The 21,813-nt window shown below is 41.8% G+C and carries 18 protein-coding genes; 6 read left to right on the forward strand and 12 right to left on the reverse strand.

The window, feature by feature from the left end:
* Positions 1–14: 14 nt before the first annotated feature.
* The 3 genes from QTN47_RS07190 to QTN47_RS07200 all read right to left on the reverse strand — a co-directional run bounded on the left by QTN47_RS07190 (position 15) and on the right by QTN47_RS07200 (position 5,200).
* A complete protein-coding gene (locus QTN47_RS07190) occupies positions 15–3,272 on the reverse strand; it encodes an efflux RND transporter permease subunit (RefSeq protein ID WP_369328668.1) in 3,258 nt (1,085 codons plus the stop codon).
* Positions 3,273–3,284: 12 nt separating this feature from the next.
* Positions 3,285–4,652, reverse strand: coding sequence for a TolC family protein (locus tag QTN47_RS07195; protein ID WP_369328669.1), 1,368 nt, complete (start codon positions 4,650–4,652; stop codon positions 3,285–3,287).
* 161 nt (positions 4,653–4,813) lie between these two features.
* Positions 4,814–5,200: a hypothetical protein gene (locus QTN47_RS07200; RefSeq protein WP_369328670.1), complete on the reverse strand. Its 387-nt coding sequence runs from the start codon at positions 5,198–5,200 to the stop codon at positions 4,814–4,816.
* A gap of 303 nt (positions 5,201–5,503) precedes the next feature.
* Between QTN47_RS07200 and QTN47_RS07205 the strand changes: the two genes are divergently transcribed.
* Together QTN47_RS07205 and QTN47_RS07210 are read left to right on the forward strand one after the other, a co-directional pair.
* Positions 5,504–6,514, forward strand: a complete 1,011-nt coding sequence (locus QTN47_RS07205; protein ID WP_369328671.1) for a LacI family DNA-binding transcriptional regulator — start codon at positions 5,504–5,506, stop codon at positions 6,512–6,514.
* Between the two features lie 43 nt (positions 6,515–6,557).
* Positions 6,558–7,364 carry an MBL fold metallo-hydrolase gene (locus QTN47_RS07210; protein WP_369328672.1) on the forward strand — a complete coding sequence of 269 codons (807 nt, stop codon included), beginning with the start codon at positions 6,558–6,560 and terminating at the stop codon, positions 7,362–7,364.
* A 167-nt stretch (positions 7,365–7,531) separates the two neighbouring features.
* On the opposite strand, the gene QTN47_RS07215 is transcribed toward QTN47_RS07210, so the two are convergent.
* Together QTN47_RS07215 and QTN47_RS07220 are read right to left on the reverse strand one after the other, a co-directional pair.
* Positions 7,532–7,966: a hypothetical protein gene (locus tag QTN47_RS07215; protein WP_369328673.1), complete on the reverse strand. Its 435-nt coding sequence runs from the start codon at positions 7,964–7,966 to the stop codon at positions 7,532–7,534.
* A gap of 122 nt (positions 7,967–8,088) precedes the next feature.
* The gene (locus QTN47_RS07220) at positions 8,089–9,768 is read right to left on the reverse strand and encodes a chloride channel protein (RefSeq protein ID WP_369328674.1); all 1,680 of its coding nucleotides are present in this window, start codon (positions 9,766–9,768) and stop codon (positions 8,089–8,091) included.
* 141 nt (positions 9,769–9,909) lie between these two features.
* Between QTN47_RS07220 and QTN47_RS07225 the strand changes: the two genes are divergently transcribed.
* The 4 genes from QTN47_RS07225 (at position 9,910) to QTN47_RS07240 (ending at position 13,674) form a co-directional block, all read left to right on the forward strand.
* Positions 9,910–10,587: a Crp/Fnr family transcriptional regulator gene (locus QTN47_RS07225; protein ID WP_369328675.1), complete on the forward strand. Its 678-nt coding sequence runs from the start codon at positions 9,910–9,912 to the stop codon at positions 10,585–10,587.
* A gap of 503 nt (positions 10,588–11,090) precedes the next feature.
* Positions 11,091–11,798: a hypothetical protein gene (locus tag QTN47_RS07230; protein WP_369328676.1), complete on the forward strand. Its 708-nt coding sequence runs from the start codon at positions 11,091–11,093 to the stop codon at positions 11,796–11,798.
* 32 nt (positions 11,799–11,830) lie between these two features.
* Positions 11,831–12,982, forward strand: coding sequence for a sensor histidine kinase (locus QTN47_RS07235; RefSeq protein ID WP_369328677.1), 1,152 nt, complete (start codon positions 11,831–11,833; stop codon positions 12,980–12,982).
* Entirely contained in the window at positions 12,979–13,674 is a 696-nt protein-coding gene (locus QTN47_RS07240; RefSeq protein WP_369328678.1) for a LytR/AlgR family response regulator transcription factor, read from the forward strand. The genes QTN47_RS07235 and QTN47_RS07240 overlap by 4 nt, the downstream gene beginning before the upstream one ends.
* A gap of 406 nt (positions 13,675–14,080) precedes the next feature.
* On the opposite strand, the gene QTN47_RS07245 is transcribed toward QTN47_RS07240, so the two are convergent.
* The 7 genes from QTN47_RS07245 to nuoH all read right to left on the reverse strand — a co-directional run bounded on the left by QTN47_RS07245 (position 14,081) and on the right by nuoH (position 21,803).
* Entirely contained in the window at positions 14,081–15,526 is a 1,446-nt protein-coding gene (locus QTN47_RS07245) for an NADH-quinone oxidoreductase subunit N (protein ID WP_369328679.1), read from the reverse strand.
* Positions 15,527–15,766: 240 nt separating this feature from the next.
* Positions 15,767–17,242 (reverse strand): complex I subunit 4 family protein, encoded by a 1,476-nt coding sequence (locus tag QTN47_RS07250; RefSeq protein ID WP_369328680.1) that lies wholly within the window; start codon positions 17,240–17,242, stop codon positions 15,767–15,769.
* Complete coding sequence (gene nuoL, locus QTN47_RS07255) at positions 17,239–19,128, reverse strand: NADH-quinone oxidoreductase subunit L (RefSeq protein WP_369328681.1); 1,890 nt, start codon at positions 19,126–19,128, stop codon at positions 17,239–17,241. Before nuoL ends, QTN47_RS07250 begins: the two co-directional genes overlap by 4 nt.
* A gap of 36 nt (positions 19,129–19,164) precedes the next feature.
* Positions 19,165–19,494: an NADH-quinone oxidoreductase subunit NuoK gene (nuoK, locus tag QTN47_RS07260; RefSeq protein ID WP_369328682.1), complete on the reverse strand. Its 330-nt coding sequence runs from the start codon at positions 19,492–19,494 to the stop codon at positions 19,165–19,167.
* Positions 19,495–19,638: 144 nt separating this feature from the next.
* A complete protein-coding gene (nuoJ, locus tag QTN47_RS07265) occupies positions 19,639–20,184 on the reverse strand; it encodes an NADH-quinone oxidoreductase subunit J (protein ID WP_369328683.1) in 546 nt (181 codons plus the stop codon).
* Between the two features lie 3 nt (positions 20,185–20,187).
* Positions 20,188–20,703: an NADH-quinone oxidoreductase subunit NuoI gene (gene nuoI / locus QTN47_RS07270; RefSeq protein WP_369328684.1), complete on the reverse strand. Its 516-nt coding sequence runs from the start codon at positions 20,701–20,703 to the stop codon at positions 20,188–20,190.
* A gap of 152 nt (positions 20,704–20,855) precedes the next feature.
* Complete coding sequence (nuoH, locus tag QTN47_RS07275) at positions 20,856–21,803, reverse strand: NADH-quinone oxidoreductase subunit NuoH (protein ID WP_369328685.1); 948 nt, start codon at positions 21,801–21,803, stop codon at positions 20,856–20,858.
* Between the last annotated feature and the right edge of the window lie 10 nt (positions 21,804–21,813).

The following is a 21,813-nucleotide window of genomic DNA, read 5'->3' on the forward strand; positions in this document are numbered from 1 at the left end:
CGTATTTATATTTATTAGTGAGTTGTTATTAACTGATGATTTTGTTTGTAGAATTCTCCACTTGTATCTTCCGGATCTAATGACACCGATTTTAGTGACGCCTTTTTTTGTGCCCAGGTGAAAACGTTTGGCAGTACCAGCAACGATGTGAAAGTTGATGCAATCAGTCCGCCAATCACGGCCTGACCAAGTGGCGCAACCTGGTCTCCCCCTTCGCCCAAACCACTCGCCATTGGGATCATACCGGCAACCATTGCAATGCTTGTCATCAATATCGGGCGGATGCGGCTGTTGGCTGCCATCACTGCAGCTTTTGATGCATCACCACATTCCAGCCTTACGTGCTCCGCATTTGTGATCATTAAGATGGCGTTGGCAACACTTACACCAACACTCATAATAATACCCATATAAGATTGAAGATTTAAAGTAGCACCGCATAACAACAGCATAACCAGTGAACCGGCAATAACCGCTGGAATTGTTGAAAGGATCGCCAATGACAATTTAAATGACTGGAAATTGGCAGCCAGTAAAAGAAATATAACTATGATGGAAACAAGCAACCCTGTTTGTAAACTGCTTAGCGTATCATCTAACAATGACAACTGTCCTTTGGATTCAACCGTTACACCACGTGGCGGTTTTTCCATGGAAGACAATGTGCGCGATATATCCTTCCCTGCTGTTCCAAGATCTTTGTTGTAAATATTAGCGGTAATTGTTACAAGCCTGTTTGGACCTTTTCTGTCGATTTCGCCTGCCATTGTTTCAAAATGGATGCTTGCAACCTGCCCGAGGATTAAGTGTTGATCGCCATTACCAACAGGAGTTTCCGCAAAGCTGTTTACAGATGTCATCTGGTTCTCAGGAACCTGCACCTGCACCTGGTAGCCAAGACCGGATTTGGGATCAAGCCAGAGATTCTTATCCGTAAAGCGGCTGGATGATGTTGAAGGGATCAATGAACGTGAGATCTGGTAAGTTGTTGTTCCTAACTGTGCGGCCATTTCCCGGTCAACATTTGCCCGAATAGCGGGTGAATGCAGCGGTTGCGCAATCTGCACATCTCTTAAATATGAAAATGCTTTCAGGCGTTCCATTATTTTCTTTGCATAGCCTTCGGCATCTCTTAAATTTTTCGCTCCAACTGAAATTTGAATAGGCGTTGGAGAACCCTGGCTCATAATTTTCTCTACAAGCTCAACAGGTTCAAATGACGCTTTTAATTGTGGTAGTTCCTTTGCAATATCATTTCGAAGATCTTCCTTCAATGCCGCTATGTTCACCTTGTAATCTTCTTCCATGGCGACCTGCAAAACACCTTCATGCGGACCTGATGTGTACAAGAAGATTGGAGCACTACCATAGTTTGCCGGTGTAGTTCCAACAAACGCAGAAGTTATTTTAACGTTTTGCCTGCCTACACGTTTATCGATCAGGCTAAGTACTTTCAGCATGTCAAGCTCAGTCTTTTCAAACTGTGTTCCATCCGGTTCTTTGATCCGTAGCTGAAATTGCCCGCTATTAGACTTAGGTAAAATATCGGTACCTATCAAGGAAAACCCTCCGGCTATAACACCGATCGTAAGTACAAAATATCCGGCAATAACAATTTTTCTCCTGCGCTGCATCTTTTCCAGGAGCCTGTGATAAAACAATTTAAACTTGTCAAAGCCTTTCACTTTCACAGCTTCTTCGCTACGCAAATGCTGCTCCGTTACCCGTTCTTCATACATTACTTTTTCAACCTCGGCAGTATGGATGCCCTGTTCAGAATTATAATTTACTTTATGCACTTTCAGCATCCAGTTTGCCAATACTGGCACAAGGGTTTGTGCAAGAATAAAAGAAGCGATCATGGAAAAGCCCACTGCCAGCGCCATCGGCAAAAACATTGATTTAGGTATGCCCTGCATAATAAAAGCGGGTGCAAACACAGCGAGTATACATAAGGTAATCAGGAATTCAGAAAATACAATCTCCTTACAAGCGTCCCATATAGCCTGCATTTTAGGCTTGTGCATTTCCATGTGCTGATGAATATTCTCTATGGTAACTGTTGCCTGATCCACCAATATTCCAATAGCAAGTGCGAGGCCACTAAGGGTCATGATATTGATCGTTTGCCCCGCTATGTTTAAGAAGATAATGCAGGTAAGCAGTGAAAGCGGAATGGTCAATACCACTATAATCACACTGCGCCAATCCCTCAAAAACAAAAGCACCATCAAACCGGTAAGCAATGCTCCTAAAGCACCTTCGCTCACAAGATTCTTGATTGCGTTGGTTACATAAACAGACTGATCGAACTCGTAAGATATTTTCACGTCTTCAGGAATGGAAGCCTGTAGTTTAGGAAGTGATGCTTTTATATTATTTACAACATCCAGTGTTGATGCATCGGCTTTTTTAATTACCGGAATATAAACAGCTCTTCTGCCATTTATCAATGCATAGCCGGTAGTGATATCAGCAGCATCTTCCACAGTACCAATATCTCTTACAAAAACAGTGGGACCGCTTCCCGTATTGATCGGGATATTCAAAAATTCCGAAGGATCTCCTTCGAGTGTATTGAGTGGCGCGATATATGTTTTATCGCCGATGCGCACATTACCTGCAGCTGAAGGCATGTTATTACGCGCAACGGCTGCTACAATCTGTTCGGGAGTAAGATTATGACTGCGCATGAGATCAGGATTGATCTTTACAATAATAGTGCGTTGATTGCCACCAAAAGCCGGCGGAGAAGCTACTCCCGGGATAGCCGAAAACATCGGCCTTACACGGTTCATCGCCAGATCCTGAATTTCTGCAAGGCTGTGATGCTCACTGGAAAATACAAGCTGTCCCACAGGAATACTACTTGCATCAAACCGGATTACCTGTGGTGGAACAGAGCCCGGCGGCAATGAAGCCTGTGCGCGGCTGATATTGGTTGCAATTTCAGCCTGTGCCTGCCCCATATTTGTTCCGGGGTAAAAGGTCACTTTCAGCAAGCACAAACCTTGTGTGCTTTTCATTTCAATATCCTTTACGCCAGTTACATAAAGGAAGTTGTTTTGATATGTTGCGGCAAAAAAACCGTCCATCTGATCAGGACTAACACCTCCGTAAGGTTGCGCTACATAAATTGTGGGTACGTCAAGCGCTGGAAAAATATCCACCTTAATTGTTTTAATAGCCAGCACGGAGAAAAAAACGATGCCCATTACAAGTACAATTACCGTAATTGGTTTTCTCAATGCCGATCGTATAATATTCTTCATTAGAATATGTGTTTATTGTTGGAGAAAAATTTGAAGATCACCGGTTGCTGCAGCTATCTGCAACAGTGAGCGCCACGCGTTATTGTTAGCAACAGCTTTATCAACATCAGAGCGTGTAAGCGCGTACAAAGCCTCCTGCTGTTCTGGCAATGTGGCCAGACCTGCCTGGTATCTCGCATTGGATTGATTATACGCCTCTAAAGCAGAAGCATATTGAACGGGAGCAACTTTTGTTTGCTGCAGGGACAGCCGGTATTGCAAATCCGCATTTTTCAACTGGCGTTGAATGATCTGCTCGTTTTCCTGTAGTTTATATTCTGAAGCTTGTATATCCTGCTTTGCAGCCTGGTATTGTTGCTTGTTTTTCACGAGTGAAAGAATGTTCCAGTTCAGACCAACTCCAACAAGATAATTATATGCCTGATAAGGCAATCCATCTGAAAGACCACTTTTGTAATCGCCTGTAGCATTGCTTATCCCTGAGCCCCTGGCCATTCCGGCACCAATAACATCCACATTAGGGAGCACGGATTTTTTTATCATAAGAGAGCGCTGTGTCTGCGCGTCCACATCCGCCTTTGCAAGCTGAATAACGGGATTGTTGACAACGGAAAGGGAATGACTTTTTAGTGCCACAGGAATATTCTGCAGGTACTGCATCGTATCTATAAGAACACTATCCGCGTTAATACCTGTAAGTTGCGAGAGCTGAATTTTCTGGTAGGCCACTTCCTGCTCTCCCTGCAATAAAGCTAACTGAGCATTGGCTACTTCTGCATTTGCATGAGATGAATCAGCGCCCGGCAACAATCCCGCGCCTGAACGAGCCAATACATATTCCTGGAAGGCCAGTGCTCTTTGTAAGTTATCCTTACGTACCTGAACCAGCTTCTGTGCAAGGTCAAGTAAAAGGTATGCGTCTGCTGCTTTAATTTGTTGTTGAAATACTTCATTATCCAGATCATTGCGACTGTACTGCAATTTTGATGCAGCATAGTTTACCTGTTGTTTTATTCTTCCGAATGTAAAGGCATGCCAGTTAATGATAAGTGAGCTGATATTTCCGGCAATTGGTGTATATATATTCTGAGGTCTGATGCCGCCGGATGTCGACAATACAGTACCGTTATTTGAATAACTAATTCCGTTAATCCCATTATCCGTTGCATAACTAAACTGTTGCGCAACAGTAAGTTCGGGCAGATAATCTTTTTTGCCTGCGTTCAGTGTATATTGAGCCGATTGCACCAGCGAGGCTTTCATTTTTATTGATGGATAGTTGTCACGTACTTTCTGCAAAGCATCCTTCAAACTCAATATCTGCTGAGCATACGAGCGAACACAGATCAGCAAAATGACTGAAACAAATACTCTTTTCATCCCTGATTATTTATTTTTTCACAGCTGAATTATGCCACGATAGAATTTCAGCCACATTAGGGCACGGACAATTCAATCATAGCCAATTCAAGCGATAAGTGATAACAACGAAATTTTACGCCTTGAAGAGAGGCGCACATTGGTGTGAACAAGAGTGAAAATCAGATAAGAAAAACAGATATGGGCAGGTAATGATGGTTATCCGGTTTGACCTGAAAACGTGTAAGAAGGTCAGTCTTCTGCATGAAGCGGTGAAAGAATGCGCTTGCAGACATTTCGGCGATAACATTACGATCCATCTTGCATAAGGATCTTACAGAAGGCATCAACAGTTTCTTTGTATAGCAAGCATTTTCTTCTGCAGCCAGCTCGGCAACATCAAATTCGTTGTTTCTTTTCTTAACTGCCTTCTGAACAAAAATGCTTTCTGTACCTACCGCTCTCATTACTTTTAACAGTATTGGATTGTGGCTTAGCGCAGGACGAACAATAACGGCCAAAACCGCTATAATTGCTATTGTGATGCTAAACCTTTTTTTCCAACTCATGTTATAAAATTTCCGGCAAGTACTAAATCGGAGGTATCAAATATACAATTCAGGACGATTGAAAATACTTTAGCTGCAAGGTATTTTTTGATTAGGCACACCAAATTTAAATGCAAGCGGTTATATGTTAAATGATAATTTTGTTAAATAGTGAGGAAGGCTTGAGGTGTGAGGCGTAAGGTGCGAGGCATGAGGTATAAGGTGTGAGGAGTGAGGCGTAAGGCTTGACGTTTGAAACCCGATACCTGAAACCTGATACCTCACACCTGATACCTGATACCTCACACCTCACCCATCTAACTTATGAACAAAAAAGTGTCTTTAAAAGATATTGCCCAAAAGGTTGGAGTATCAACTGCCCTTGTCTCTTATGTACTAAACGATAAGCGGCAAAACCGTGTGGGGAAAGACCTTGCAAAGAAAATTAAAAAAACTGCTACTACACTTAATTACCGGCCCAACCAGATTGCAAAAAGCCTTAAGACAAATAAAACCAATACCATTGGATTAATTGTGGCTGACATTTCAAATCCGTTTTCATCGCAGATAGCACGGGCAATTGAGGATGAGGCCGAAAAGAATGATTATACCGTAATACTTGGCAGTTCTGGAGAAAATGCAGAAAAATCAGCCAAGCTGATCAATATTTTCCTCGAAAGACAGGTTGATGGCATCATCATATGCCCGGTTGAGAATACACAAGCCCAGGTACGTTATCTTCATAAAATAAATATTCCCTTCGTATTGCTCGACCGCTATTTTCCTGAAGTAAAGGCCAACCACGTGAGTGTTAACAATTTTGGGGCAGCTTACATGGCCGTTGATCACCTTATTAAGCAAGGCTATAGAAATATTGGCATGATTGCTTACAAGACTTCGCTCGTGCATTTACAGGAACGTACGCGTGGATATATCGAGGCACTCAGAAATAATAAACAATCCTTCAAAAAAAGCCGCCTGAAAGAATTGAAAATGGGTTGCACCCAACAAGAGGTAGAAAAAGCTATTGATCAATTATTGAAGCAGCCGGTTGATGCACTGTTTTTCACATCCAACACATTGGCTAGTTGTGGCATTAAATACATTAATAAGCTGCATATTCAGGTTCCCAATGATCTGGGTATTGTAAGCTTTGACGAAACAGAAGCAGCGGATCTGTTTTATGCACCCCTCACCTACATTAAACAACCCATTGATGAAATGGGCAAGCAATCGCTGCATATTCTTCTTGATAAAATATCCGGCAAAAAGAAAATGATCACATCTAACATTGATGGTGAATTGATTGTACAACGATCATCGGTTTTGGAATAAATATCATTCCCAAATTCAAAAAAATCAAATTTCTTTGCATTAAATGTCTTTATCTATCGCATCATTGAATTCGGGCAGCAACGGCAACTGTTATTATATCGGGAATAACAGGAATGCCGTACTTATTGATGCCGGCATCTCTTGCCGGGAAACTGAAAAAAGAATGAAGCGTATTGGCCTGGATATTAAAAAAGTCAGGGCGATTTTTATTTCACACGAACATACAGATCATATCAGGGGAGTTGCCGTGTTGGCAAATAAATACAATCTGCCTGTTTATATCACGGAACCCACACTGCAAAACGGAGGTCTTGCATTGAGCCGGGAAAGTGTTTTTTCCTTCAAAGCGTATGAGCCTGTATGCATTGATGAAATCACCATTACAGCCTTTCCAAAGTTTCACGATGCCGCTGAACCACATAGTTTCGTTGTTGCTTCCGATGATATCCGTATAGGTGTTTTTACCGATATTGGGGCGCCCTGCGAACATGTGATCAGGCATTTTCAACAATGCCACGCGGCTTTTCTTGAAGCCAACTACGACGAGTTGATGTTGGAAAATGGCCGCTATCCCATTTACCTGAAGAACCGCATACGTGGCGGAAAGGGGCATTTATCCAATTCTCAGGCACTTGCATTATTTACAATCCATCGACCGACATTTATGAGCCATCTTCTCCTCTCCCATCTCTCCAAAGACAATAACGATCCTGAACTTGTTTTAAACCTGTTTCAAAAGCACGCTAACGGCACCCGCATTGTTGTTGCATCCCGCTATGAAGAAAGTGAAGTGTATACTATCGGCGGCAGCGTAAAGGCGGCAAAAGCAATTCAACTGGAACTGTATTAGAAAGTAAAAATTCAAAAGTAAAAATAAAAAAAGGGTACGGTGGAAACAATGTGAGGGATCTTGATGAGGTTGTATTTGATCATGCGATCAAAATACTCTCTTGATATCAATAATCCTCTCCGAATTACAACAGCTTCTTTTGACTTTTTACTTTTGAATTTTGATTTTTATAGTACGTTTTCTTCGAATTTTTTATTCCCTGACAAATATGGAATAAGGATTGAAGCGCATAATCCAATAATGACGATCATTCCAAGTAACAATCCTCTGAACTGCACAGTGAGTTGATGGATCGGAGAACGTTCAACGCCTTCTCCTTTAACGATCAGATACACAGTAAGGATCACAAATAATCCAATGAATATTATACTTCCTTTTTTTATTTTGTTTTTAAAAACAAAATAAAGCATACCACAAACGAGCAGAAGTATGTGACAAGCTATAATTATAGAAGGAACATTAATGATTGCTGACATAGTAAACCCGGTATTCAGCCTGTAAAAGAAATCGTAAGCAAGACATGCCAATGTGGCCATCAGGCCAGCAAATAATCCTGTCAGTACGGCCTTTGAAAAACCTGTTTGTTGATAATCGTAATTCATGCTTTTTATTTTGAAGATTAAATAATTATCCTTTTGCTATGAAGCCATCAGACTTAATTTATGTACAGAAAAAGAAAGCGTGATCATTAATATCTGCAACAAGGTTTATACAATTTCCGCTCTTACGCTTTATTCATTATTCTGCGTCCCCTCACCAACAGCCTTTTTATATGCTTGGGTGAATTATAACTGTGCTGCAGTTCTTTTTGCCTGCTATAGTGCTTTACAATGGCAGACGAAGTAAGCTTCCCCATTATTTTCTGATCTGGTGTATTCGACACTACAGCGACCGCATCGGTTTCATAACGACCCATTACTTCCATACAAAAGCTAAGATCATCTGTTGCATACACAAATGGCAGTCCGTTATAATCATTATCGGCAGCAACAGTTATCAGGTCCTTAGCCCTTGCATGCTTTAATAGATCAGCTTCGTACTCGTCGGGCGTACTTACACCTCTGCGTTGAATTTTCTCGGTCATAATGCTACCCTTCATCATAAAGAATGAAACGAAATATGCAGCAGCACAAGCCGCCAGCAATGGCAACAATCCGTTCGATTGGCCAGTCGTTTCCAATGCAAACACGATAGAAGTGAGTAATGCTCTTGAGGCACCGGCAAACATTGCAGCCATTCCAATTAAGGCAGCTGTAGCAAGGTTAATCTGCAGTGAAGGAAACATGTTGAGTAAAGCCACACCTAATAGGGCACCCAAAGCCCCGCCTATGGTAAATAACGGAGCCAGGGTACCGCCTGATGTACCACTGCCAAGAGAAATTACCCATGATATATATTTCAAAAAGCAAAGTGATATCAATAATGTCAGCGGAAGTTTTCCGCTTAACAGGTGCTGAATATTTTCATAACCTACACCCATGGTGAAAGGAGCAAAATATCCAACAATGCCTACAGCAATTGCGCCTATGGCAGGCCACCACATCCAGTGAATGGGCAACTTTTCAAACGCATCTTCAACGGCATAAACTGATTTGGAGATCAGCGAAGCTATAACACCGATGACCAAGCCCATTGCGGCATATATAATTAACGATCCCCCCGATGCGACTGGAATTGCTGACATTGCAAACACCGGCGATGAGCCAAATAACAAGAGGTGCATGGCTGCACCGGTAACACAGGCCAATGCGACAGGAATAATTGATTTGGGAGAAAACTCAAACAACAATAATTCAATGGCAAGCAATACGGCAGCCAGAGGGCTTCCAAATATGGCTGACATACCGGCGCAGGCTCCGGCACTTAAAATAATTTTTCTTTCCGAAGCCGAGATGTGCATGATCTGACCTGTAAACGAACCAAATGCACCACCTGTAGCTATTATAGGGCCTTCCGCACCGAAAGGTCCGCCCGTACCGATGGAAATGGCTGCGGACAAGGGCTTTAAGAAAGTAATGCTTGGTGGTATTTTACTGTCATCAAGAATAATTTTTTCCATTGCTTCCGGTATACCGTGTCCACGGATAGCTTTAGACCCGTAACGCGCTATAAAGCCAACTATAATACTGCCGGCAACCGGAATAAATATCACCGCCAAGCCTAGTCCGTTACGTGCGGGACTTGCCGGCTCTATTGAAAACTTTCCATAAAATGCGAGGTTTGTAATAAGATCGATAAGATAAACCAATAGCCTGGCAACAAAACCAATAACTATTGCATTTAAGATTGCCTGAAGACTCAGGTAAAGAACCCGTTTGTTAACAAGCGATTGCTTTTTAATTTTTTGGGCCGGAAAAATATTCAATGAGGTTGATAAAGGAATCTGATCACTGTTCTGACGCATTTGTGAAATTCTAATTTTTAGCAAAAGTATTGTTTAATTAATATTTATTAGTCATATTTTATTTTTTTTTACGACAAAAATATTAATTAAACAATATTTTAAGAGGTAGCAACATTAAAATAAAAAACGTATTATTGGCCCATGCAAGATGTTTTATGTGATGTAACGAGTTGTTTTCTATGCACTAACTGCATTCCGGAGTGGCGGGAGATTATTGCGATGAAGAAGCAAACGCGTTTATTTAAGAAGAATGAATCAATATTTAGTGAAGGCGATGATGTAAAAGGAATTTATTTCATTTATTCCGGTGCTGTGAAAATCCATAAACAGTGGAGCGATGAAAAAGATATGATCATTCGCTTTTCTTCTGCGGGAGACATATTGGGACACCGCGGTCTTGGCGGCGCCAATAAATATCCTGTTTCTGCAACAGCACTTGACACCACTAAAGCTTGTTTTATAACCAATCAATTTCTTGAGACGCTCCTTCGCTCCAATCACGATCTCACTTACAAGCTGATGCATTTTTATGCAAGTGAATTACAAAAAGCCGAGCAACGGATGCGCAACCTCGCGCATATGGATGTGAAAGGACGAATTGCCGAGACGCTGCTTGATTTGAAGAAAGTCTTCGGCCTTAACGATGATGGATTTATTGGTGTTGTTATTACCAGGCAGGATATTGCTTCTTACGCCGGCACTACTTATGAAACAGTCTTCAAGCTGTTCAATGATCTCACCAGCGAAGGGGTGATTGTCACGGAAGGGAAAAGTATTCGCGTTATAAATGAGGAGAAGCTGAGGAAAATGGTGGGGTGAGGACGAGGTGTCAGGTATCAGGTGTAAGGTGTGAGGTGTGAGGCAAAGGAAGGTGTCACAAGGTTTAACCTGGAAGGGTAGTTAATATAATTAAGAGGACAGCCAGACAACTTCTTTTCGCCACACGCGAATCTATTCTGCTATTTCAACAATCACACCTATAGTTAATTCTTTAGATGCTGTTCATATTTTGAAAAAATTATAGCCGATTTTTTTTCTTAGCCTCCGACACGCAATCATCGCCCTTCCTATTTTTGACTTCTTACTTTTGAATTTAGACTTCACACTCATACCTCACACCTGATACCTGACACCTGATACCTGACACCTGAAACCTGATACCTGACTCCTGAAACCTGCCACCCATCTCCCCTCATTTCCTTCACCTTATCCATTAACAAAATTTATCGAAAGTATTCGAATGTTTGTCGAAATGATGATTAAATAAGAAATGGTAGTACTAGCTTTATTATGCACTGAAAAATCGTCCTTCAATACAGCGTATGAAAAAAATTTACTCTTTAGAAAGGAAAAAATTAACAAACAGGTTTTTAGTCCTCCTATGTATTACGATACTTCTTATAAGCGGCACTGCCACATTGCAAGCGCAAACCATTTCTGCGTTAGTTGACCTGCCCGGGCTTCTCCAAAACAAAGAGATTGAAGTTTTCAATAGAAATATCTCTCCATTAAAGGATAACCCGCAAGGGATTCATCTCGACGCAAAATCCGGAGACGGCGTCGCCTGGATAAAGAACAGCACTTTCAAAGAAGGCACAATAACGTTCGATGTCCGTGGAAAGGATGTAATGCAGCAAAGCTTTGTGGGTATGGCTTTTCACGGCAAGAATGACAGCACTTTCGACGTAATTTATTTCAGGCCGTTTAATTTTCAATCGCCGGACCCGGCTAGAAAGAGCCATGCGGTTCAATATGTTTCACTGCCGGACTGGGACTGGGAGAAGTTGCGTACGCAGTTTCCCGGAAAACACGAAAACGCGATCAATCCGGCTCCTTCGCCCAATGAATGGATTCACTGCAGTATCAAGATTAAGGATGAGATGGTTTATGTCTACGTAAACAACATAACGGAGCCTGTATTGACGGTAAAAAAAATATCACCAACCATACAAGGTAAAATAGGCTTTTGGGTTGGAAACAATTCAGATGGAGATTTTGCCAATTTAAGTGTTAGCATAACTAAGAATTAAATTTATTGTAACCCTTTGTAAAATCCCCTTTTATGGAATTCGATAACGATAGGATAATCCCGCCACCCAACAGAATAGAATTGTTTTACTGGTTGCTATTGGGAATTATAAACCCTTTGGTAAGTGGCCTTACTTTCTTTCTGACAGATTTTCAAACATGGCTGGTCCTGTTTCTTGTTAACCTGGCGTTATTGCCGGCATACGTGTTGTATGCGCGATTAATTGTACCACGTTTTTTCTTTCAAAATAAGAATACGCTTTTTATTTTTATCAGTTTTTCATTCTTTATTCTTGTTCAACTCGTGTTATTTGCGGTGTGCGCATTGGTCTTCCACGTGATCAGTATTAATGACGAGAAATTTCATTTTTTATTTACTTATCGCACGGTGATCATTGAAAGTCTTTGGGTGATTATTAATATCTCTGTTGCTGTTGCCATTGCGTATATCAGGAAAACATTGGATGAAAAGGAATTACTGTTCGACCTGCAAAAAGAGAACAGTTTTTTAAAGGTTCGGTATTTACGCGCCCAACTAAATCCTCACTTCCTGTTCAATACCTTAAACAGTATCTATTCGCTCAGTCTTCAAAAGTCAGACAAGACGCCTGAAGTAGTGATAAAACTTTCGGACATTATGCGCTACATGACTTATGAATGCAATCAGCCTAGAATAGAATTAACTAAAGAGATCGATTTTATTCAAAACTATATTGACATTGAAAAACTAAGACACAATGCCGACGTCCGTTTTTCAGTTGAAGGCGATACCAAAGGAATAATGATCGAGCCGTTTCTATTTCTGCCATTTATTGAAAATGGCTTCAAACATGCTTTTGATACATCTTTCAGCAATACTTTCATTTACATTACCATTAAGGTTCAGCCGGACCAGATCGTCTTGAACGTGATTAACAACACCAACCTGGATCTTGAAACACAGGCGAAAAGAATTAACGGCATGAGTATGCAAAACAGCAAGACACTACTCGAACTGCTGTATCCCGGAACCTACGAACTTGATATTATCCAAACCGAAAAAGAAGAAAGCAGAAGCAGTTCTCTTCGCATTAAGAACGCACGCGACAGACTGGAAATCTTATACCCCGATTCTCACACGCTTGATGTAATTTTAAGCAACAATGTTTTTACTGTTTCTCTTATTATTAAAAATCATTTCGCTTGATAAAATGTATTATTGTTGAGGATGAGATACTTGCCCAACAGGTTATTCAATCGCACTTACAAAAGACCGATCAATTCGAACTCGTAGCGATTTGCAACAATGCCCTTGAAGCCGCTGAAGTATTAAACAACCAGGAAGTGGATTTGATCTTTCTTGACATCCAACTACCGGGAATGACAGGTTTGAATTTTTTACGAACGCTTGAAGATCCCCCACTGGTAGTGCTTACAACTGCTTATGCCGAATACGCACTTGAAAGTTATGAATTCAACGTGATCGATTATTTGCTGAAGCCAATATCTTTTGAACGGTTTTCAAAAATGGTCAATAAAATAAAAGAGGGAAGATTGTTTTCACAGGAACCGAAAGAAAAAAGCAATGTTCCCACTGACCATATTTTTATCAAGAGCAACAGCAAATTCTTCAAAGTAAATTTTTCAGAAATAATGTACATCGAGGGAATGAAAGACTATCTCAAGATTTTCACTCCCGAATACAAACTGATCACACATCAGACGATGAGTGATATGGAAAGATTGTTACCTCCCGGGAAATTTATCCGTGTACACAAATCCTATATCGTTGCAGTTCCATTCATCAAAAGCATTTATGGCAATGCTATTGAAGTTGACAAAGCCACCATCCCTATCGGCGGAAGTTATAAGGAGAAGGTGATGCAGCTTATTAAATGAGCAAATGGGTAAATGTGCAAATTTGCAAATGAGCGAATTTGCAAGTTGGTGAATAGTCAATGGTGAATAGTGAAAGGTGTGAGATGCAAAGAGTTTTATACATTAAGTATTGCGAATGGACGAATTAGTGAAAAGTGAATGGTGAATAGTGAAAGGTGAAAGATCTAATATTTCCTTTAAGCAGGTGACTATATTGCATCAGTGAAAACTCCAGCATTTGCAAATTGCACAGTTACACATTTCCTCGATTTTCAATTGCCAATTCATCTGAACATTCGCATATTTGCAAATTTACTCATTCTCTCGTTTTCAATTCATTCACACATTTGCACATTTCTACGTTTTCAATTATCAATTTTCCATTTTCAATTCATTCACACATTCGCATATTTACACATTTGCACATTTATCTGTCTATTACCAGAAACTGTTTTATTCCCTGAATAATTACGGCGGGCATAACGCCGATTCCGAAGAGTAATAACGTTAGGACTACCAGAGCAGCATACGACGCTGTATAAAAAAATTGGTTGAGGCTTCTCTCCTTTTGAATTGTGACGGGTGAATCTGCGAATATGGTGCTAATGATGCGGAGGTAATAATACAATCCTATAACGCTTGTAATGACCAGAACAATTACCGGCAGCCACGCGCGTTGTTCAACGCCGGCGGTTAGTACATAGAATTTTCCGATAAAGCCGGCGGTTAACGGAATACCGGCGAGCGAAAGTAACGCCACTGTAAGTACAATTGCCATAAAGGGCTTATCCCAAAACAGACCACGATACATACTCAGGCTGTCTGCATCTTTTTCTCCGGGTGATAAAAGAATGATAATACCGAATGCAGCCAGAATAGTTATTGCATATGCCGTAAGGTAAAAGACAGCCGCTTCTACACCGGTATTGTTACCGGGAAGAAAAGCAACCAGCAAATACCCGAAATGCGCAATTGACGAATAAGCAAGCAACCGTTTAAGATTTTGTTGCCGTAGGGCAAGTATGTTGCCGGAAATCATAGAGAGAATGGCAACGGCAGAAATAAGCATCATTACCGCACTATTGTTTTGGAGATGCAGTTCCTGACAAAAACGAAGGAACACAGCAAATACACCCACTTTTGATACCGTTGCTATAAAACTTGCCACGGGCGAAGGCGCACCCTGGTAAACATCTGCCGCCCACAAATGAAAAGGCACCAGGGCAAGTTTAAACCCTACTGCTACCATCATTACACCAAATCCGGTCAAGAACAAGGCAGAAGACTTGCCCGCTGCATTCAATCTTTGAGCGATCACAGCGAAATCCATACTACCGGTCTCCATGTAGATCAAGGCCATTCCAAACAAGAGAAATGCGGAAGTCAACGCTGCCAGTACAAGATATTTGATACCCGCCTCTATTGCATTGTTTCTGGTGCGCAGATATGCGATCAATGCATACAAACTGATGCTAAGCAGTTCAAGTCCGATAAAAAACGACATAAAATGTCTGCTGATCGTAAGTATCGCAGCACCGAGCGTACTTAGAAAAATAAGTATATAATATTCGCGTGGATTTTCTTCACGCTCTTCAAAGTAGATATAGGAAAACAACCCAACAACAAGCACACAGAATACAATCAATCCTGTAAACAAAGCACCAAATCCATCGACTATTAACAATGGCGCTATAGTCTGCGGCAATACGCCCCTTACATACCACATGGCGAAGATCACCAGGCACATCAGGAGAAAACCTGTAACCTGTATAACGGTGTGCCCTTGCCGGAATGCTATGAGCAAAATAATCACTATTGAAGCTGCAGCCAGCACCATGAAAGGAAGAAGCGCCATTAGTTGTTGTTCGGTCATAGTAGTTTTTTTTAGAGCCGAAAGCTTAAAGCCTAAAGCTTAGAACCGTGTGAAGTTGTACGTTATACGTTTTACGTTTATCGGAGCGAAGGATACACTTGAAAGATTTTATTCTCCCGCCGAATTGTGTTGCTTCAGTACAAGAGTGCGACACAAGGAACGATACATAGCACTACTGCAGTTGGGTCCATACTAATTTCCTTTAGCTATAACAAGCAACACATTTCCTCCCCTCACCAATCAACGTATAACGTACAACTTATTACTTATAACTTTACCGGCGACATCCAACACTGCCTGGGGGAAAAGTCCAAGCAATACGATCGAAATACTTAACGCAGCAAGGATGATAAACTCACGTCCTGAGATATCATTCACCTTATGTGGAGCGTTGGGCGGACCGAGAAATACCTTCTGCATAAGGCGCAGTGAATACAACGCTGAGAAAACCAAACCTGTGGATGCGAGTACCGTAAAGGTTGGATTTGCCTGGAACGTTCCCAACAGGATCAAAAATTCTGCAATGAAATTTCCCAGAGCAGGAAGTCCAAGCGAAGCCATGGTAAACAACATTGCAGCACCGCCCATTGCAGGCATGTATGACCACAGCCCTCCCATTTGTGAAATATCTCTTGTATGTAATCTTTCCTTGATCATACCGGCTAATACGAATAACGCACCAGTACTTATGCCGTGAGTAATAATCTGCATGATGACTCCCTGCATGGCAATTTCGCGAAAGGCAAAAATACCGGTGAGCACAAAACCCATGTGGCTTACGGATGTATAGGCAATCAGGCGTTTGAGATCCGTTTGTGCAAATGCCATCATTGCTCCGTATATAACTCCGATAACACCAAAAAGCATTGCCCACCATGCAATATCGGCTGCATATTGCTGAAACAATGGCAACACGAAACGTATAATACCGTAAGCACCGGTCTTTAACAACAAGCCGGCCAAAATCAGACTGCCAGCTGTAGGCGCTTCACTGTGCGCATCAGGCAACCAGTTATGAAAAGGAACCATTGGAAGTTTAATTACAAAGGCTATCATAAAACCCATCATAATCCATTTTGCAACAGAAGGATCAATACGTGTACCTAACAGACTTAAATAATCATAAGTGTAGGTGCCACTTTGTGCACCATGAATAAAGTATAATGCTAAAATAGAAATCAGCATTAGTAAACCACCTGCCTGTGTAAATATGAAAAACTTGTATGCAGCATACCGCCTGTTTTTATCACCCCAGATAAGGATTAACAGGTACATTGGAACAAGCATTACTTCCCAGAAGAAATAAAAAAGAAACAGGTCAAGTGCCACGAAAACACCTGTAATACCTGCCAGTGTCCACAGCAAATTGAAATAATAAAAACCTGCACGTTTCTCAATCTCTTTCCAGGAACACAACACAGCCAGCGTTCCCAGGAAGAATGTAAGCATTACCAAAATAAGACTTAATCCATCCATGGCAACATGAAAGCTGATACCAAAGGAAGGAATCCACGCGGACTGATATTGAATCATCCAGTTGCCCGTGTTTGCAGTCAGGCCCTGACCATGTTGCAGCCAGATATTTAAAAGAAGCACAAGATCTATTAATACGGCTAGCAAGGCTATCCATTTTATTGCCGGTGAATTTGATTTTGACAACAGCCAGCACAAAATGCCGCCAGCCAATAGAATAATGATCATCCAAATGAGTATCATAAAATCAGTTGTAAGGCTAAAATAAAAATGATACCTATCAGCACCCCTATTACATAAGTACGCACAGAGCCATCCTGGCTAACAGAGAATATGCCATTGAGGCGCTGGAACAGCGAGACAATACCGGCATATATTTTATCTATTACATCCTGTTTATTTAACTGCGTAATAAAAACAAAGGGCCGCACGAAAAGAATATTGTATAACTCATCAAACTTCCATCCCGTGTAAAAGAAATCCCGGAGCCAAACCATTGCCGGTGTTTGCTTCCAGCTTTCTATAATTGAAGTGTTCTTTCTGTACAAAAGATATCCAACAAATACACCCGAGAATGTAGCTACTACCGCAATCAACTGAAAGAGCGCTTCGGAAGGCACAGGCTCAGCTTCCACTACAGGCGGTAAAACTTTCTGTACCAAATCTGAGAATAGCGTAATGTGCAACATGTTGTGTGGCCACTCAATAAAGCCGGCGCATATACTTAATATTGCGAGGATAACCAATGGCAAAGTCATCAGTCTTCCGGGAAGTTCACCAACATGCGTTTTTTCTGTTCCCCAGAAAACAACCAACATCAACCTTGTGGTGTAGAAGGCTGTAATAAAAGCACCAAGCAAAGCCACAATCCAGAGCAGCGGATTTCCGCCGTTGGCACTAAGTGCATACCAAAGCACCTGGTCCTTACTGAAAAATCCTGCCGTAATAAGCGGCAACGCAGCCAATGCAGCGGCACCAGCAAGGAATGTATAAAAGACAAGCGGCATTTTATTTTTCAATCCGCCCATTTTAAAAATCCCGTGTTCATGATGAAGCGATTCTATTACGGCGCCAGCTGCAAGGAATAATAACGCTTTAAAAAATGCATGTGTAAAGAAGTGAAACACGCCGGCGCTCCACGCTCCTACGCCCAGCGCTAAAAACATATAACCCACCTGGCTTATTGTTGAATAAGCGAGAATGCGTTTAATGTCTGTTTGAACCATTGCACTGCATCCGGCAATAAATAAAGTGAGTGCTCCGATTACCGCTGTTATACTCATGACCAGCGGCGAAAGCTGAAAGAGGACATGCATTCTTGCCACCAAATAAACGCCCGCCGTAACCATCGTTGCTGCGTGAATGAGGGCACTTACCGGCGAAGGGCCGGCCATGGCATCAGGCAACCAGGTTTGTAGAGGAACCTGTGCTGACTTTCCCATCCCTCCGGCGAGCAACAACAAGGCGATGGCCGTTATGATGGGTGAGCCACTTGTAAAATGTTCCGGTGCCAGTTTTTGAATGGCAGGAATATCCAGCGTTCCCAATTCCCGGAACAACAAAAAGAAACCGATGGCCATTGCTGTATCACCAACGCGGGTAATATAAAAAGCTTTATTGGCAGCCTGAACATTAGCGGTTGTTTCGTACCAAAAACCGATCAATAAATAACTACATAAACCTACACCTTCCCAACCCAGATACAGCAGCACAAGATTATCTGCCATTACCAGAAGCAGCATAGCGCAGACAAACAAATTCATGCTCGCAAAGAACCGGGCATAATCCCTGTCGTGCTTCATAAAACCTGCACTATAAATATGTATTAATGCACCTACAAATGTTATAACGAAAACGAACACCAGAGATAAAGCATCTACGTGTAAACTGAATGAACAATTAAAATTGGCAACGCTCATCCAACGCCAAAGCTCAACGCTGTATGCACCACTATCCGGAGGCGCCTGCAGGAAACTAATCCCCAGCCATATCGCGATGATCGCAGCAGCGGAAATTACCCCCGCGCCGATTAGTGCTACCAGCCTGTTGGGTAAACGCCTGCCTAACAGTGATAGTATTAGAAAACCAGCTAACGGCAATGCCGGGATGAGAGATAGCGTCTGGTGCATAAAATTTAGTTTTAACTTTCTGCCACCCTATGTTAACTATTGAACCTTTATTTCCTGAATATCTATATCGTCTTTTAATACGTTGAGCCTGGTAACGTCCAGGGTTTTATGCTGGTGATAAACCTGCATGACCAATGCCAATCCAACTGAAACTTCCGACGCTGCCATGGCCAGGATAAACAGGAACATCACCTGTCCGTCCGGCTGTCCCCATCGTGCACCGGCTGCAACAAAAGCAAGCCCGGCAGCATTGAGCATAACCTCAACGGAAATCAATATAAAGATCACGTTGCGTCGTGTTAACACGCCAATCAAGCCTAAAGTGAATAATATGGCAGCAACGGCAAGTACTGAGTAGGAAGCCATACGTTGTACGTTTTAAGTTATACGTTGTACGTTGTAAGTTTTACGTTTTACGTTGTACGTTATAAATTTTACGTTTTACGTTTTAGGAAGCGGAGATTATGTCTGATGCAAAAACTTCGCTGTGATAAACGTATAACGTACCACTTACAACTTCACACTTTCCCGTTCCTCTTTTTCCCGGAGGAATCTGTGCAAGTATCTTTTCTTATGGCGACCGATATGAGCGGCGCCAACAATGCCGGCCATCAGCAGAAATCCAACCAGTTCGACAGCTATTATGTATTCCTTGTAAAGAGAAAAAGATATTTGTTTAATGGGAACGGATTGATCCGTAATTGTTGTAGAATCTCCCCTGATCATAAGCACTAACAATTCTGCAAGCAAAATGGCCGTAAGTATTGTCGGCCCGGCCCAGGTTTGTGTTTTGATCCATTGCTTTTCCTGCGCCGCTGCTTCACTCCCGATATTCAGCATCATGACCACAAAAATGAAGAGCACGATAATAGCACCTGCATACAATATGATTTCCAGTATAGCGACAAACGGAGCGCCCAATGACAAAAAGATCATAGATACTGCTAAAAAGGAAACCACCAGGTATAGCAACGCATGAACAGGGTGATAACGTGTAATTACCATAATGGTAGCGACAATTGCGACGACTGACGATATATAAAACAGGTAGTTCATTTCTTATGGCATTAGACTGTGAATATCAACCGGAGCTTCTTCATTTTCGCCTTCACCTTTTTGTTTTACGCCTGCATCCATCCCTGCAACCTTGTAGAAATTATATCCGGGATATTTTCCCTGGCTATCAATAAGCAGATCTGGTTTTTCAAAAACAAGGTTCTGCCTGTTGTATTCAGCCATTTCAAAATCAGGTATTAGTTGGATGGCGTATGTAGGGCAAGCATCTTCGCAATATCCGCAAAAAATGCAGCGTGAAAAATTGATGCGGAAAAATTCAGGATAACGGCGTCCGTTTTCGTCTTCAGTGGCCTGCAAGGCAATACAGTCAACAGGGCAAGCCACTGCACATAAATAGCAACCAACACAACGTTCACCGCCGTCAGGATCTTTTGTCAGCACTATTCTTCCACGCCAGCGAGGATGGAGTTTTACTTTCTCTTCGGGATACTCTATCGTCACCTTTTTCCTGAAAAGATGAAGAAATGTTAACCAGATTGTTCGTATATGACTGAACATAAACAAGTTTTAAAAGTTGGGCCACCAAGACACAAAGACTCAAAGAAGCACTAAGTTTTTTATTATGCAGAGAAAAGGCAGAAGTAACACGGGTAGTCCGAAATCACCTCTTCATTTTCAATTATTCATTTTCCATTTTCAATTGGTTTCGCCTAGCCTCTTATCCACAACGCGATCGCGCCGGTAACCATCAGATTCAACAGCACTAAAGGCAGCAACACCTTCCAGCCTGTTTCCATCAACTGATCATATCTTGGTCGCGGCAGCGATGCGCGTAATAATATAAAGAACAGTATAAATGCAAATGTTTTAATAAAGAACCACGCCCATGGAGGCAGGAATGCAGGACCGAGCCATCCGCCGAAAAACATGGTTGCAGTCATGGCTGAAATGAGCGTTACGCCCAAATACTCTCCGATGAAGAACATCCCGAATTTCATACCGGAATATTCTGAGTGAAAACCGGCAATAAGCTCACTTTCCGCTTCGGGAATATCAAAAGGAAGACGATGTGTTTCAGCTACTCCTGCAATAAAAAATATAACCAAAGCAACAGGTTGCTTAAAAACAAACCACACATCTTTCTGCGCATTTACAATATCACTCAGCTTAAATGATCCGGTTAACATTACAATGCCCATAAGGCTTAATCCCATAAATACTTCATAAGCGATCATTTGAGAAGCACCACGCAAGGCACCCAACAAGGAATATTTATTGTTTGATGCCCAGCCCCCTAATACAATGCTGTACACGCCCAATGAAGACATTGCCAAAAAGAACAATATGCCAACATTTAAATCCGATACGATAATTGACGGAGAGAAAGGAATGATCACAAAGCTCATCAACACACTTGCCACAACAATGGCAGGCGCAGTAATGAATACCCATTTATCTGCGAACGGAGGGATCCAGTCCTCCTTAAAAAACAACTTTAAAGTATCGGCCAAAACAATCAAAATTCCTAACGGCCCTGCCCTGTTGGGACCAAGCCTATCCTGCCACATAGCCAGCATCCGACGCTCCAGCCAGATGAGACCAGCTGCGATATTCAGCAGTACAAACAGTACGCCCAATACGATCCATATGTGTTGCATGACTGTCATT

It is taken from the genome of Danxiaibacter flavus (assembly GCF_041060425.1).
In the GTDB taxonomy this organism is placed as follows: Bacteria; Bacteroidota; Bacteroidia; order Chitinophagales; family Chitinophagaceae; genus Danxiaibacter; species Danxiaibacter flavus.

Excerpts from the sequence above, each read along its gene's own strand:
- QTN47_RS07190 (WP_369328668.1), bottom strand. The coding sequence starts at position 3,272 with ATGAAGAATATTATACGATCGGCATTGAGAAAACCAATTACGGTAATT.
- QTN47_RS07195 (WP_369328669.1), bottom strand. The coding sequence starts at position 4,652 with ATGAAAAGAGTATTTGTTTCAGTCATTTTGCTGATCTGTGTTCGCTCG.
- QTN47_RS07200 (WP_369328670.1), bottom strand. The coding sequence starts at position 5,200 with ATGAGTTGGAAAAAAAGGTTTAGCATCACAATAGCAATTATAGCGGTT.
- QTN47_RS07205 (WP_369328671.1), top strand. The coding sequence starts at position 5,504 with ATGAACAAAAAAGTGTCTTTAAAAGATATTGCCCAAAAGGTTGGAGTA.
- QTN47_RS07210 (WP_369328672.1), top strand. The coding sequence starts at position 6,558 with ATGTCTTTATCTATCGCATCATTGAATTCGGGCAGCAACGGCAACTGT.
- QTN47_RS07215 (WP_369328673.1), bottom strand. The coding sequence starts at position 7,966 with ATGAATTACGATTATCAACAAACAGGTTTTTCAAAGGCCGTACTGACA.
- QTN47_RS07220 (WP_369328674.1), bottom strand. The coding sequence starts at position 9,768 with ATGCGTCAGAACAGTGATCAGATTCCTTTATCAACCTCATTGAATATT.
- QTN47_RS07225 (WP_369328675.1), top strand. The coding sequence starts at position 9,910 with ATGCAAGATGTTTTATGTGATGTAACGAGTTGTTTTCTATGCACTAAC.
- QTN47_RS07230 (WP_369328676.1), top strand. The coding sequence starts at position 11,091 with ATGAAAAAAATTTACTCTTTAGAAAGGAAAAAATTAACAAACAGGTTT.
- QTN47_RS07235 (WP_369328677.1), top strand. The coding sequence starts at position 11,831 with ATGGAATTCGATAACGATAGGATAATCCCGCCACCCAACAGAATAGAA.
- QTN47_RS07245 (WP_369328679.1), bottom strand. The coding sequence starts at position 15,526 with ATGACCGAACAACAACTAATGGCGCTTCTTCCTTTCATGGTGCTGGCT.
- QTN47_RS07250 (WP_369328680.1), bottom strand. The coding sequence starts at position 17,242 with ATGATACTCATTTGGATGATCATTATTCTATTGGCTGGCGGCATTTTG.
- nuoL (WP_369328681.1), bottom strand. The coding sequence starts at position 19,128 with ATGCACCAGACGCTATCTCTCATCCCGGCATTGCCGTTAGCTGGTTTT.
- nuoK (WP_369328682.1), bottom strand. The coding sequence starts at position 19,494 with ATGGCTTCCTACTCAGTACTTGCCGTTGCTGCCATATTATTCACTTTA.
- nuoJ (WP_369328683.1), bottom strand. The coding sequence starts at position 20,184 with ATGAACTACCTGTTTTATATATCGTCAGTCGTCGCAATTGTCGCTACC.
- nuoI (WP_369328684.1), bottom strand. The coding sequence starts at position 20,703 with ATGTTCAGTCATATACGAACAATCTGGTTAACATTTCTTCATCTTTTC.
- nuoH (WP_369328685.1), bottom strand. The coding sequence starts at position 21,803 with ATGCAACACATATGGATCGTATTGGGCGTACTGTTTGTACTGCTGAAT.